The organism is Paenibacillus periandrae (assembly GCF_022458865.1).
Lineage (GTDB): Bacteria > Bacillota > Bacilli > Paenibacillales > NBRC-103111 > Paenibacillus_S > Paenibacillus_S periandrae.
In genome coordinates, this window is record NZ_JAJNMU010000030.1 from 39173 (window position 1) to 53399 (window position 14227).

General features: G+C 42.5%; 10 protein-coding genes. 5 read left to right on the forward strand and 5 right to left on the reverse strand.

Annotated features, from left to right (window positions below; translation table 11 throughout):
- Positions 1-89 precede the first annotated feature (89 nt).
- Genes LRL21_RS36960 through LRL21_RS36970 form a run of 3 tightly spaced genes read left to right on the forward strand, consistent with a single transcriptional unit; the run spans position 90 to position 5322 of the window.
- On the forward strand, positions 90-4766 hold the full coding sequence (locus tag LRL21_RS36960) for a cation-translocating P-type ATPase (protein WP_240420817.1): 4677 nt from the start codon (positions 90-92) through the stop codon (positions 4764-4766).
- 37 nt (positions 4767-4803) lie between these two features.
- Positions 4804-5085 carry a DUF5132 domain-containing protein gene (locus LRL21_RS36965; protein WP_240420818.1) on the forward strand — a complete coding sequence of 94 codons (282 nt, stop codon included), beginning with the start codon at positions 4804-4806 and terminating at the stop codon, positions 5083-5085.
- A gap of 12 nt (positions 5086-5097) precedes the next feature.
- Positions 5098-5322, forward strand: coding sequence for a hypothetical protein (locus LRL21_RS36970; protein WP_240420819.1), 225 nt, complete (start codon positions 5098-5100; stop codon positions 5320-5322).
- Between the two features lie 122 nt (positions 5323-5444).
- Here the strand turns inward: LRL21_RS36970 and LRL21_RS36975 are convergent, their stop codons facing one another.
- From LRL21_RS36975 to LRL21_RS36990, 5 genes are all read right to left on the reverse strand, one after another.
- Entirely contained in the window at positions 5445-5813 is a 369-nt protein-coding gene (locus LRL21_RS36975; protein WP_240420820.1) for a hypothetical protein, read from the reverse strand.
- Between the two features lie 551 nt (positions 5814-6364).
- On the reverse strand, positions 6365-6571 hold the full coding sequence (locus LRL21_RS47030) for a CLC_0170 family protein (protein WP_420832533.1): 207 nt from the start codon (positions 6569-6571) through the stop codon (positions 6365-6367).
- Positions 6572-6589: 18 nt separating this feature from the next.
- Entirely contained in the window at positions 6590-7810 is a 1221-nt protein-coding gene (locus LRL21_RS36980) for a Ger(x)C family spore germination protein (RefSeq protein ID WP_275901088.1), read from the reverse strand.
- A gap of 1 nt (position 7811) precedes the next feature.
- Entirely contained in the window at positions 7812-8900 is a 1089-nt protein-coding gene (locus LRL21_RS36985) for a GerAB/ArcD/ProY family transporter (protein ID WP_240420821.1), read from the reverse strand.
- Positions 8893-10506, reverse strand: a complete 1614-nt coding sequence (locus LRL21_RS36990; protein ID WP_240420822.1) for a spore germination protein — start codon at positions 10504-10506, stop codon at positions 8893-8895. The genes LRL21_RS36985 and LRL21_RS36990 overlap by 8 nt, the downstream gene beginning before the upstream one ends.
- Positions 10507-11084: 578 nt before the next feature.
- On the opposite strand from LRL21_RS36990, the gene LRL21_RS36995 reads away from it, so the two are divergent.
- Entirely contained in the window at positions 11085-11477 is a 393-nt protein-coding gene (locus tag LRL21_RS36995; RefSeq protein ID WP_240420823.1) for an acetylglutamate kinase, read from the forward strand.
- Between the two features lie 298 nt (positions 11478-11775).
- Positions 11776-14073 carry a helix-turn-helix domain-containing protein gene (locus LRL21_RS37000; protein WP_240420824.1) on the forward strand — a complete coding sequence of 766 codons (2298 nt, stop codon included), beginning with the start codon at positions 11776-11778 and terminating at the stop codon, positions 14071-14073.
- The last annotated feature ends 154 nt before the right edge of the window (positions 14074-14227 follow it).

Here is a 14227-nt window from a genome sequence, read left to right on the forward strand (position 1 = left end):
CATGAATATAATCATTGATGCTGTGTATAATACTCTAATAAATTATCTGGGATATCCAAGATAATAAGTAAGATTAAGGAGCGAACATCATGCTTTCATTAGATTCCAAGACTAGGTTTATTCGCGTTTTGCCGGGAAGACTTCGAATAGAAGTCTGTGGACTAAAGGGAAATAAAAAGACTGCGGAAGAGCTTACCAAACAATTTTCAGCTTTAAACGGAATGCAAAAAGTGGCTCCATGTCCTGCCTCCGGGAGAATTCTTCTTGTTTTTGACGAGAAACGAATTTCCTTAGAGCACTTGTATCACATGATCAACTGCTTTGAAAATCAGCTCCTGCACAAAACTAGTGATGACCATAATCAAGAAGATGACTTTCAACAGGAAAAGGCTAAACAGGAAGTTGCGGCAGCTTCTGAGATGGAGGCGCAGCCTTGGGTTTCTGACATCATCCCTGATAGGGTGCGAACTATAGCAAAAGTTGAAAGTGAAGGGGGTCAATTATCGGAAAAGGTTCCACTGCCGCTTGCCGTATCCATGGGGGGGCTTGCAGTATTAGGGGTGAAGCAGCTGCTGATGGGCAAATCTGCTTTGGCTACAAGTCCGGCCCCATTTTATTTATCTGGATTGGTTTCTGTGGTTACGGGTTATCCTTTTTTATCGAGGGGAATCCGCAAATGGGCACAAGGTGATAAATGGAATTCAGATATTGTTTTAGGAACCGGAGCCTTAGCCCTAGCCTTAATTCGCGAAAACTTAGTGGTATTGGCCGGGCTCAGCCTTCTACAATATGTAAATTGGAAACGAGGTCATTCCGTAGGAGAAGGGCGGAATTCTGTCAACTTGTCTCCTCAAATAAAGGAATACAGTGAAAAAGCCGGCAAATGGGGGATGATAGCAGCCGTTACCACTTTGGCATTAACACGCGACCCACTGCGGGGTATCGCTGTACTTCTAGCTGCCAATCCGCGTCCTGCGACTATACCCGCTGCCTATGCATGGAACCAGGCTGAACTTGTTTCGACTAATAAAAACCATGTGATTCCTTCTAATGGATCCTTAGCACAGCTTGCTCAAACAAAAACCCTGCTAATCGAAGATTCATCACGACTGTTTATTAAAGAAATTCGCGAGATTGAGTGTATTACATACAAGAATGAGGAAGATAAGATTATTTGTCTTGCTGCTTCACTGCTAAGAAAAAGCAATCATTCATGGAAGGAAGAAGTTTGGAATAAGGCCAAACAATCCTGTCGAACTATACGAACCGCTTATCAAATTGAGGAAGAGGAGGAAGGAATTAAAGGGAAAATCAATGATTGCCGGGTTTTTATAGGGAGCGTTAATTACCTTCAACAACATGGTATTGAATGCAGTGACTACCATCTGGAAGCAAAAAGACTGGCGAAAAAAGGTGCGGAAGTGCTTTTTGTTGCCAAACAGGTCAATAAGTCCGATCAGTGTTTGGGCCTGCTAGTCAGACAGCAGGAAGCTGCAACGGAATATGGAAGCATCCTAAATCGTTTTATTGAAAAAGGATGGGAAATTGCAATTACCTGCAACAGCATCCAAGTAGCCCGAGCTTCCTTTTCAAGATATGGAATAGGTACGAATTGGCTCTCTTTGCAAGAAGGGGAAGTGCTTGAACGTATAGCGGCTAAACAGCAGCAAGGAGAAAATGTACTATTTGTGAGTTGTACTCAGCAAAGCTCATTATGTGAGATGCTGAAGGAAGCTGGTATCTCGTCTATCGAGCTGCACCAATTGGAGGCTGTTTGGGAAACAGCAGAATATGTAGAACAAATCGAGCAAACCGTAAATCAGCATCTATCTGTAACTAAGCAATGGAACCTTGTGGGAGGTGCTTTAGCGACAATGGGTATGTTAAGTGCGCCGGTTGTCAATTTAGCGGCAGATGCCCTCTCTCTTGTTTTTATGTCCAGATCGAGTAAGAGAAGTGGACATATCTCTGAGATTCATTTGGAAAGTTATAACCAAGAAGTGGCGGCGACTGCAGAAGCTCCTTCATGGTATACAGTTCCACGTGAACAAATTCTGAATCGTTATAACGTGAATGAACAGCTGGGGCTTACACACGAACATGTTGGATTTTTAAGAAACCAATACGGCATGAATCAACTGGAATCCAGAAAACCAACACCCTGGCTCATGTCATATTTAGGACAATTCAAGGAATTTACAACACTGATTCTGCTTGGTACCACGACGCTCTCCATTTTTACTGGAGGGGTGTTCGACGGGATCGCTATGGGTATCATTCTTATGGCTAATGCGGCAGTAGGAACGATACAGGAACGAAAGGCGGAAAAAGTATTCGAATCCCTTAAGCAGTTTCAACCACCCGTGTGCAAGGCGATAAGAGAAGGACAACCACAAGAGATGTCAGCAACAGAGTTAGTGCCAGGGGACATCGTTTGTCTTGAGGCTGGCGACCGCGTACCTGCAGATTTACGGCTTCTTTCCTCCTGGAATCTACACGTGAACGAGTCAGCACTTACAGGAGAATCTCTACCTGTAGAAAAGTTCGAAGCCGAGATCATGGAAGACTGCCCCCTTTCAGAGCGGAAAAATATGCTGTATATGGGTACTGATGTATGTGGTGGTAAAGGGATTGGCCTTGTGGTTCAGACCGGGATGAATACGGAGATGGGCCATCTCATGAACTTGCTGAAAACCGATGAAAAAGAGGTAACTCCTTTACAGGAAAAGGTTACGTCAATCAGTAAAAGGTTTATAAAAGGAGCTTTGGTTGCCGGAGGTCTTGTATTTATAACTGGACTTCTACGTGGCATACCGGTCAACCAAATGATTACGACCTCAATCACACTGGCGGCCTCCGCTATCCCGGAAGGACTTCCTCTAACGATCACGATAGCTTTAAGTGCAGGGATTTTCCGAATGGTTAAGAAAAAAACGCTGATACGCAAGCTGTCGGCTCTGGAAACACTGGGGCGAGCTACGATCATTTGCTCGGATAAAACGGGAACATTAACCAAAAATGAGATGACGGTCAAATCGATTGCGACCGTTGGCCGGATATGGGCCGTTACAGGAAACGGATATGAGCCTATAGGAGACATTGAAGAGCTTTCAAATGAGGTAGCCGCAACAGCCAATCTTGAGCAGACTGAAACCTACAGTGGAGCCTCAAATCAACCAGAGCTGCAGCGTATTCTGCAAATAGGACTTCTTTGCAATAATAGCAAGCTGGAGCAATTGGACGGGCAATGGATGATAAAAGGGGATCCCACTGAAGGAGCTCTACTTACGCTTGCTGCCAAAGCCGGAATGTGGAATGAGAATGTAAACCACTGGCATCGTGGATCTGAAGTTCCTTTTGACTCCAATACCGGTAAAATGAGCGTCGTGTGCAAGGATACGAAAACAACAACAGACTGTTTCGTTTTTTCCAAAGGCGCTGTTGAATCGATACTCCGCCACTGTAACAGATTTCAGGCAAATGGCGAAGTCTATCCTCTATCGGACGAACAGAAGCAGCTGATCCTTTTGCAGAATGAGAAGCTGGCGGGGGATGCGCTGCGAGTGCTTGGCTTTGCCTATCGGCCCACAGATAACAACGAAGAAGCAATAGGTATCGACGAAAAAGAAATGATTTACGCAGGTATGGTAGGGATGATGGACCCTCCGAAAACAGATGTGGAAAACAGCATTCGCGAAGCTTTTACTCTGGGTGTTAAGCCGGTCATGATTACCGGGGATCACCCCATTACCGCCATCGCTATCGCTAAACAACTAGGCTTGTATAAAGGCACAGAAAAGGTTATATCCGGGTATGAACTGGAACGGTTGTCTGATGAAGAATTGATCGAAATCGTGGAGGATGTCTCCATATTCGCCCGTGTGACACCGGAGCACAAGCTTCGTATCGTTAAATCTTTGCAGAAGCTGGGGCATATTGTTGTGATGACAGGAGATGGGGTGAACGATACTCCTGCTATCAAGCAGGCGAATGTAGGGGTCGCAATGGGCCGTACAGGCACGGAAGTGACGAAAGAAACGGCGGATATGGTGCTTCAGGAGGATCATTTCGGTTCTATCGTGGATGGAGTTAAAGAAGGCAGAACCATTATTGGCAATATTCGAAAAGCGCTGGGTTGTCTGTTAACTGGTAATTTAGCTGAAATTCTTGTCACGAGTGCTGCTGTAATGATGGGTTTACCTATCCCTTTAGTGCCCATTCAAATTTTGCTGATGAATCTGCTGACAGACGCACTACCGGCTATGATCCTGGCAGTAAATCCGGGCAATAAAACCAAGCTGATCGAAAGAACAGATATTGTTGATAAAGAGCTGTACCAAAAAGTTGTCACCAGAGGAGTGCTGTTAGGTGCAGGGGCGCTCGGTTTATTCGGTGCAAGCCTTGCTGCCGGCGTACCGATTGCAGCTGCTCAAAGTGTGGCTTTTGCTACACTGGTAGCGGGACAATTAATTCAAACCTTTTCCTGGAGACAAGAAGGTACGGAAGAAACTGTACGTGATTGGAGTAAAGACAAATTCCTGATCGGGGCGTTAGGCATTTCGTGGTTGGCATTAATGGCTGTCATATATGTACCTCCTGTCTCCCAATTTTTCCATACGGTACCTTTAGCTTGGAAGTATTGGATACCTATATTGGCAGTAGCCGGTTCTGTCTCGTTATTATCAAAACCGTTTTTGTCCATCGTTTCTCGCTTAGGGTCTAAGCCTGCAACTTTATCGGGTAATCCAACAGCTGCTGTAGCTTAAATAACTGCAAATTGAGCCTAAGATTGGAGGAAAACATATGATTCAAAAAAATCTTGATAAATGGATTGTCGGTGCTGCCCTTACCATGGCAGCATCGGTTCTGCTGCCTATCGCCAAAAATACGCTTCGACCGATGGCTGAGACTGGCATACAAGGCGCTATGGGCCTAGTGAATCGGACTAAATCCACCATTCAAATTGTCAGGGAAGAGGTGGAAGATATTATTGCAGAAGCTCAATTTGAAAGGATGAAAAAACAGCTGGACCGAGAAATTGCTATTCTAAATGCCGAAGATCGGCAAGCAGAAATCAGACAATAAGGAGCTCGCTACATGGATGAACAGCCTATTGATTATCATCTGCGCCAAGCTTTATTGCACTTGGAATCGGCCGTGGATGGCAGTGTGAGAATGATCTCGGATAACGAGGGTAACAAAAAAGAAATTGGGCATAAATGGGAACAGTTTTTAGGTGAATTTTTACAACTAATTCGTGACAAAGGCAAGAAATCAAGGATGAATTTATTAGGTTGGATCAACTTTTCTAAGCTGCGCTAATTGATTGTCGGATTCGAAGTCATGCAAAACATAAAAAAGAAAGGGCAGGTCGAATACGAACATTCGTCTGTCCTTTCTACTATAGAAGGATATCTCGCACTTTAAATTGGCCGCGGATTGGATTATGTTGATATTTCTGTATTTTGCATGGGTTGTAATGTATTTTGAATAGGTTCTAAGGTTTTTTGCACAACTGGATTATTACAAATAGCACTTCCAGCTTGATGTCCTACTATCCGTCCGAATCGATCCCCGAGTACGCCCCCTACAACGGCCCCAATCGCTGTTCCTACTCCCGGCAGGACGGTTGTGCCTAGAACCGCACCGTATTCTACGCCTGCCATGATACCAATGGCTCCTGTGACATTTTCAGTTGTTTGTATGGCATATTCTTTTTTGTCCATTTCTCCTTTATACACAGCGTTTGTATCTTTTAATTGGGATAGCCCACCCGAAAGTAGTCCTGCCCATAAAGAACCGCCTTGAAGCATAGTGAAAACCTCCTCTTGATTATGGTTTAAGCTTTTTTAATGTACCCGTTTTTTTTCAATTAAATCGAAGTTAATCCTGTGTATTTATTGCCATCAGAAGTGATGGATTGGCAATTCCTTCATCAGTATATTTAAGAGATTCCGCGAGAAAAATATCCATACGGTTTTAAAAAAAGGAGGTGATTCTTATCAAGAATCCATTGTACAATTGGCTTGGCAAAAAGCTGGGTGTCTTTGTAATTAAAAAGGAGACAGACTTAACAAAATATTAATGACAAATAAAAATGGATTGATAATTTTCCATATTAATGTATTGATACTACTGCAAGCATCATTTGTCTAATAACTTTTCGATTAGGCTACCTTTAAATTAAGCTTTGCACCACAACCAGGCAAGTGGTTATAAGAAAAGCATTGTTGCGAATCCAACATAATCTTGACTTCATGAATATGTTGGATTCGCTGGACGTTAAAGTTTCGACAGATGATCGTATTTACATAGATCTCCAAAGATCCCCGCAAGAGTTGACTGCAGTAATAGAGGTCAAGTTTTAGAGGAAAAAATTATAGACCCAATATCCTAAAAATGTAAAGATCCCAATTGAACAATTACACCATCCCAAAATTCGCGCTATCTTTTCCTCTTTAAAGAGCTGTTGTTTTTTGTAGGATCCAGCTTCAAAAAGCAACAGTATCAAGCCAGTCAGAATGAACAAGAGCTCAATATAACCGATATAACCAATCACGAGATAATACACAAGATTCAATTCCTTTCTTTAGGTGGCTTTCATACCTATCCGCCGAATTCGAATGTCCATTTTAACGTCTACAGTCAGGTTTTTGAATTCCTCCTGCCACTTTTTCTCGGTTTTGATTTCACGATTCCAGTATTCAGGTTCCTTAGCCCTGACGTATTCGCCGAAGCCGAAAATATCGGACCCAGCACTCTGCATTTTTTCAATCAATTCTTTGATTCCTTTTTCCGAGCCTTTGCTGATGTCATCTTGAATTTGTAAAATGGTCTTGTATTCATTAATTTTGAATAATTCATTGGATTTTTCTTCAATGTCTCCTTCTACCCGCATATTCAAGCTGATGTGGGGACGGCCATTTTTGATGCTGACCTTGGTTCTGGATTTTCGGCTAGTGGCTTTAAACATGATCGTATCAAAGGAATTGGGAAGATATTCATAGACATTGTATCCTCCTGTCTGGACTCCTGTTACTGCCATGAATAGGCCTATCTCCAGTGGCTTTGTTGCACCGACCATTTTATCCCCTCGGAAATAAGCAAGTCCGGAAATCTCCAGATTCCCCTCCTTTTTAATTTCTATATAAGGAAGAAAGGGCTCCTTACCCCTGCTGGAATCGGCACTCCAGAATATGCCCAGAAAATCATTAGGCAGCTTCCCCATCCGTATAGCATTATCCATCATAGCCAATAAATACAGAGAGGGGACGCGCTCCAATTGAGGAGCTGCCTTCATAAGATCAGCTGCTGCACCTTTGGAAACAACCATCCAGGCTAATCTTCTGACTTCCGGACTACGCCTAAGGTAATCATTTAAATTTTGTACGCCGCTTCTGGCAATCTTTTCCGAAATTACAATGATTCGCAAATGACCAAAAAACATCCGTTCCCCAAGCTGTTGCTGGAGTACCATCAATGCGTCATCAATGGTATACCCCTTAGCGCTGAGCACCCATACAGGTTTGTTCTTCCCTGTGCCGCTGCTCTCACCTGGTCCCAGAGGTATCCGTCCTGGAACTGCTATTTGTGCAGTCACTTCTATCATGCTTCTGGGTGGTTTTGGGAAAGAAGATTTAAGATGTGTAACCTCGCTTTCATCTTGTTTGTCCACAGCTTCATCAACGGAAATTCCAAGGACTACCGCACGTTCCTCGATTTCCGTTCGATCCCAGCACCCAGTCAGTAGGGGGATGAATATTGAAAAGAGAATGAATAGTTTAATTTGGAACCAAGAGTTAAGAATCAATTCAATCGCTCCTTTTATTCCAGATGATGGATATTAACAGCAGCAGACCCGGATAAACAATTGTAATACATAATCCAATTTGGCCAACAATATTAGTGATTTCGTATAGTTGTATAACATTTTGTGGTAGCATCGCTATCGTAGTGATAAAGGGAAGAATAAAATAGCTAAATAGCTTATGTGTATGTAAACGAAATATTTGAGTTATTGATTGAATGGTCAGATAAAAACTGGAGAAAAGTGTTGTGAATACAGCTGTAACCCAAACTGCCAGAAAGGCAGCATCCAATCGTTCCAAAATGTTAGCTGGCAATGAAGTGGTTTTTGCCAATTCCAGTGTAGGCCATAGCAGCTTATTGATTTCTTCCGCACCAAATACTGCTACTGAAGCTACAACGATGGAGAGATAGAGGCCTGTTGCTATTCCCATTCCCCATAGGCTGGCCTTCATCGCTTTTTGTGGACGGCGCATAAACGGAATGATTAATGTCAAAATAAAGGACCCCTGAAATAGGGCAGAAAGCGTCAATATACCTTTCAGTATTCCACTCGGATGGTTCCCCAGAATAGGCTGTAAATTGATCAGATCCGCATTTTTTAGGGACAAAGCAACGATTAACAAACCAGGGGCCAAAATAAATGGCAAATAAAACAGATGTATATAAGAAAAGGTACGTATATCATTGCGCGAAGCAATAGTCGCGAGCAGGAGCATGACGATTACGGTCACTTCTATCGGTGTTTTTTTCAATACGGAAGTAATGACAACTTCTCCGAATTCACGAGAACCGAGCGCGGTCAATAAGGAGAAAAAAATGACAATAAATATATTCCCAATAGCTGCTGGCCATTTCCCTATGATTTCCTCGCTGTATTGAATGAACGTCTTACTAGGGAAGCGCATACCAAGAACGGCTATAAAGGTAAGTCCGATAAGGCCAAGCAATGCTCCAAGCAAGGTGACCAAGGGAGCACCTGTATCAGCAGCCTGCACACCATAGAGTGGGAGCCGCAATACCCCGACACCAACAATTGTGCTAGTGAGTATTGCTGCCACCTGAATGTTCGTAACCTGCCGCGGATTATTCAACTTTCTTATCCTCCTCATGATTTCCCATTTTCGACGCATCCAGGGCATTATCAGCTTGCTGTAAAACCATTTGTTTCATATTTGGTCCTAATCGGTCAGTATCCAAGGGGAAAAGAGCGGAAGGTCTTTTCTTCATCCACCAAAACGGAGCTCTGATTACTAAATCCTTCAATCCTTGAATATTCCAAGGAATTGCTGGTGACATGTAGGGAACTCCAAACGATCTTAAGGACAACAGGTGGTTACAAATCAGAATTAATCCAACAACTAAACCATAAAGCCCAAATATCCCTGCGAGAAAAATGAGTGGAAATCTAAGCATCCTTAATGCAAACGCTGCATTATACGCAGGGGTTGCAAAGGAGCCTATCGTAGTAAGCGCAATCGCCACCACAGTGATTGGGCTTGCAAAGCCCGCTGCCACGGCTGCCTGACCGATAACGAGTACACCGACAATAGATAAAGCGCCGCCAACCTGCTGTGGCAAACGAATTGTCGCTTCCCGTAAAACCTCCATGGAAACCTCCATAATTAATATTTCCACAACAGCTGGAAAGGGAACCCCGGCTCTGCCTCCAGCAACGGCAACGGCAAATTTGGTCGGAATTAATTCCGGATTAAAAGAAATGATGGCCACATATAGAGCCGAAAAAATCAAAGAAAAAACAAGCGCCACTACACGAGCCATTCGGACAAAGCTTCCCTGAAGATACCGTGTTGTATAATCTTCAATGGATTGATAAAAAGAACTGAAAACGACAGGGGCTATTAACGCGAAAGGAGAACCGTCTACGAGTATAGCCACCCTTCCTTCCAGCATATTGGCTACTGTTTTGTCTGGACGTTCTGTGTTCATAATTTGTGGAAAGGGTGAGAAATGATTATCTTCGATAAACTGCTCCAGATAACCCGCGTCCAGGATTCCATCAATATCTATGGCAGATAGACGTTTATTCACTTCCTTAACTAACTCGGGATTAACAATCCCTTCCAAATAGCATACAGCAACCATAGACTTGGTCTTAGTTCCGATTTTCGTAATATTGACTCGAAAATCGGCTGTCGGCAGTCGGTAGCGGAGGAGGCCCAGATTTGATATGAGGGGTTCGATGAAACCTTCTCGTGGGCCTTGTATCACTTGCTCAGTCTGAGGCTGCTCGACAGCCCGTTTATCTACAGTTCGCGATCCAATTAATAAGGCCACATCCATACCTTCAACTGCAACTACAGTCTTTCCTTCTAATATCGCTTCAGCAATAGGGCCCAAATGTCTCTCAAACTTGCTTTGGCTATAGAAAAGTGTTTGATCCGATATGATATTTTTTAACACGGAAATTTCGATTATTTCGTTCTGCAGATGCTCCGGTACATACATAAGGGGTTTCATAATTTCTTGATTGATCATGACTTGATCCGTTAACGCGGAAAAATAAAATATAACGGCTGGAAACTCCGAGAATACCTTGAAGTGGCGAATGATAAGGTCATCATTTTGTCCCAATAGATTATGTATAAAGGAGACTACATCCTCAATGGAACCATTCAAGGTGATGTCTTTGTATTGATTCAATATTTGCTCGGGTTCAGACTTTACTTGGTCATGCATGGATTCCCTACGCGTAGAGGTGGATTGCGTTGGTTTTGGTATTTCCTTTGATTTCCTAAGTAACCATTTCAAAATAGACATTTTTTCACGCTCACTTTTGTCCCAGATATCAATGATTTCCGGGTTATTGAGAATAATTGATTTTCATCAACATTTATAATTATCTAAATCGTATATTTTTATCCAATTTTACAAATTTAAAGTTTACTTCATGCTATCACAGATTACGATTCGTTTTTTGGAATTCGCTATAAGTAGCCGTTATATTTTCAAAAGCCCAAACAAATCACACCTCAAACTCATATGCTTTATTAGGTGAATGACTATTTATTCGCTTAAACAATGGTCAAAATAATTACAATCCTTATGCACAACCTGTTGTACCATTCTTCAGAAATGAATCTGTTTCACCTCAAAAATCTGCATGTATCAGTAAAGCAGAAGTAGAGTTAAACCAAGCTTTTCGACCGCTTTGGGAACAACACGTAGCTTGGACGAGGATGCTTATCATAAGTATTGCAGAGAGTTTGCCGGATGAGGCACCGGTTACTGAACGTCTCCTCCGCAATCCTCCTGATATGGCCAAAGTGTTTAAACATTACTACGGTGAAGAGGTAGCTACACGATTCAGCAGTTTATTTAGAGAGCATCTTGTATTGGCGGCACAACTTGTAAAAGCAGCAAAGAAGGGCAATAAGCAAGAAGCTGAGGAAACGGAGAAAAAATGGTATGCTAATGCGAATGAAATCGCTGCTTTCCTAAACAGCATCAATCCGAACTGGCCTAAATCAGCCTTGACGAGCATGCTCCATGAGCATTTACGAATGACAAAAGATCAAGCAGTTTTCAGACTTTCTAAAAAATACAAATCTGATATCGAAGAGTATGATCGGATTGAGAAGCAGGCGTTGGAGATGGCAGATACGTTTACAGAAGGGATCGTCAAACAATTTCCAAATGTCTTTAATTAAATAACCGGATTCCATAAACATGTCCAAATGATAGGACATGTTTTTTTGTTTCAAAATATGTAAAAAATGCCATTTGACTTAATTGTTTATTTCCCAAACTATTCGACTAAATGTGATCCGACTACAATTACTTTATTTAGAGGTGGAACGATCGTGATGTTCTCTCTTCGGGATTGGTCTTAATGAATTAAACTTTTCTTGTAGATCTTGCACGATCTCTTTATAATTACGATGTGGTTTATTCTTTCCAATATATCCCGTTCTATGAATTTGACTACAACAAGGAGGAATATCTTCAATGATTAAAGGACGGCATATTCGAATGGAGTCCTTGCTTATTGTTCGTTTTGTACTCCCGTTATTCATCATCCTCACTTTGTCACTGATTGTTGGGTTTTTAATATACCAACAAACTTCATCTGTGCTGGAGGATGAGGTTAAAGCGTCCAACCGCCTATTACTGGAACAGGGCATGAATGTGCTCGATAAAAGATGGGAAGACATAGACACACAAATCAGGCGAATTACCAACGATTTGAAGGTGGCCAGGCTGCAGCAAATCGATGATCCTTTTGGCGTCAATCTGTATCGAACCATCGAAGCAAGAGGACGGCTTCTTGAATATTACATTTCCAATGAATTGATTATGAATTATTTTATTGTATTTAAAAACAGCCAGCTCGTACTGAACAACGATTATACATCCAGATTAGACGATTTTTCTTCTGTACTCCAATATCCGAATCAATCGGAGAATTTTTTGCAATCGTTAGTTGAAACTTATCATAATCGGGATGTTATCCCCGCAGGAAACGTCTCGCTTCAAGGTACCCAGTATGAGTTGCTGACCTACCTTCGTTCCTTTGGTTTCTCCAACTACTCCAATGGGACTATCATCATGCTTATTAAAAACAATGAAATGACCAAGCTGTTTAAAAGATTCGACACAGACGGCAGCTGGATTTATATAGCAGATGAGAAGGGCAAAATTATTACGAGTGTCGAAGGACCAAATGCCAAGATGCCTCAGGAGCGGCTTGTTTTGCCTTATAGCAGCGGGGTAATGAGCAGCAGTATCAATGGGGATGATATGATGGTCACCTATGTGACCTCCGCCTACAACGGCTGGACCTATGTAGCAGCCCAGCCCTCCAAGGTTGTGCTGAAAAAAATTACCTATATTAAAAATACGACGATTACCATCTTCCTTTTATTTTTATTCAGTGGCAGCCTTATTGGCATCTATATGACTTATAGGAACAGCTTGCCGATTCGCAAGATCATACATACTCTAGCTAACTACAGGATGATGCCTGACGATCCAAAAAGCGGTGCTTTCGGGATGATCAGCCAAAGCATATCTATGCTAATGACAAGTAATCAGGAGCTGCAATCGAAAATGGAGCGTCAGCTGCCATTTCTGCGAGCGGCGTTCTTCGAGAAAGTGCTTAGAGGGCAATTTCAATCGGATGCAGATATGGAAGCCGTTCGTACGCATGTTCGAGTAGATTGGATGGGGGAAGCTTATTTGGTCGCAGTTCTGACCTTCCCTGATAGGACGACGACAGCTGTTAATGCCGATGAAATCGAATATCTGAATCAGAAAAAACTGATTGCCAGTGAGATCCTAATAGAGATGATCCCAGATGTTATTTTGCATGATGTGGATGTAGACAAAATTGCTTTGATCATGCAGTTTACTGAGGACGAGCCTGCGAGCATATACGGGAAAGCAGCAGGGTACCTGGAGTCGGTCCAGCTTCAAATCCAGCAGCAATGTGGTATTGCGTCCATTATCTCGATAGGTAATTATTATCCACAAAGAATGGATATCACTAGATCTTTTTTTGAGGCCCAGCAAGCCCTTATCCGCAGCAAGGATAACCGCATCATCTGGTTCAAAGAAATTTTGCCGAATCCAAGCAGCTATTATTATCCCGAAAATATGGAAACCCGGCTGATAAACCTGGTGCGTACGGGGAATGAGGAAACGTTAGTAAAGCTGCTTAGCGAGCTGCACTGGCATAATTTTGTGGATAGGAGTCTGCCTGTACTTGTGCTTAAAGTCTTTTTATTCGATTTTGCCGCAAGTGTATATAAGATTTCAGGTGAAATCGGCGAAGTGACAGGTGTGGAGACAGCCGTAGCAGCGGCAAGTATCTTGGATAAAGTGGAAAGTATTGAGGCTCACTATATCCAACTCAAAAATAAACTGGAAGAAATGAGCAGATCAGTTCGGCATAAGCAGAATGATCGGCAGCAGCAATGGTTTCAAGAAGTTATAGCGTTTGTTGATAATCAGTATTCCGATCTGCAAATGTCTCTTGCCCTGTTGGCAGAACGCTTTAATGTGACAGAAACTTATTTGTCCAGATTGTTCAAAGAAAAAACCGGGATTAATTTCTTCGACTACATCGAAAGTCTGCGGATCGAACAATCCAAAAAGCTGCTGATTACGACAGAACTTACGGTAGGGGAAATCGCACTCCGTGTCGGCTACAGCTCCTCCAATACGTTCGGACGTGCCTTCAAACGGACTGTCGGGATAAGCGCACTGGCTTTTAGAAACGGAAATAGTGGGGAAATGCAAGAATAGTAGGGTCTGCAGAAATTGCACATAAGCAAAAAGCAAGTATTGCAGGGTGTGCAAATCCTTCATGTTTACACGAGTTTCCAGACTCCGTATATTATAGACATCCCGGGATGGATCAAATTGTTATCGCTTTCATTTTGAAATAAACTAAACGGAG

What these genes read in the sequence shown, in the direction of transcription:
- LRL21_RS36960 (WP_240420817.1), top strand. Translation starts at nt 90, where the DNA reads ATGCTTTCATTAGATTCCAAGACTAGGTTTATTCGCGTTTTGCCGGGA.
- LRL21_RS36995 (WP_240420823.1), top strand. Translation starts at nt 11,085, where the DNA reads ATGGCCAAAGTGTTTAAACATTACTACGGTGAAGAGGTAGCTACACGA.
- LRL21_RS36970 (WP_240420819.1), top strand. Translation starts at nt 5,098, where the DNA reads ATGGATGAACAGCCTATTGATTATCATCTGCGCCAAGCTTTATTGCAC.
- LRL21_RS36990 (WP_240420822.1), bottom strand. Translation starts at nt 10,506, where the DNA reads ATGCATGACCAAGTAAAGTCTGAACCCGAGCAAATATTGAATCAATAC.
- LRL21_RS37000 (WP_240420824.1), top strand. Translation starts at nt 11,776, where the DNA reads ATGATTAAAGGACGGCATATTCGAATGGAGTCCTTGCTTATTGTTCGT.
- LRL21_RS36965 (WP_240420818.1), top strand. Translation starts at nt 4,804, where the DNA reads ATGATTCAAAAAAATCTTGATAAATGGATTGTCGGTGCTGCCCTTACC.
- LRL21_RS36975 (WP_240420820.1), bottom strand. Translation starts at nt 5,813, where the DNA reads ATGCTTCAAGGCGGTTCTTTATGGGCAGGACTACTTTCGGGTGGGCTA.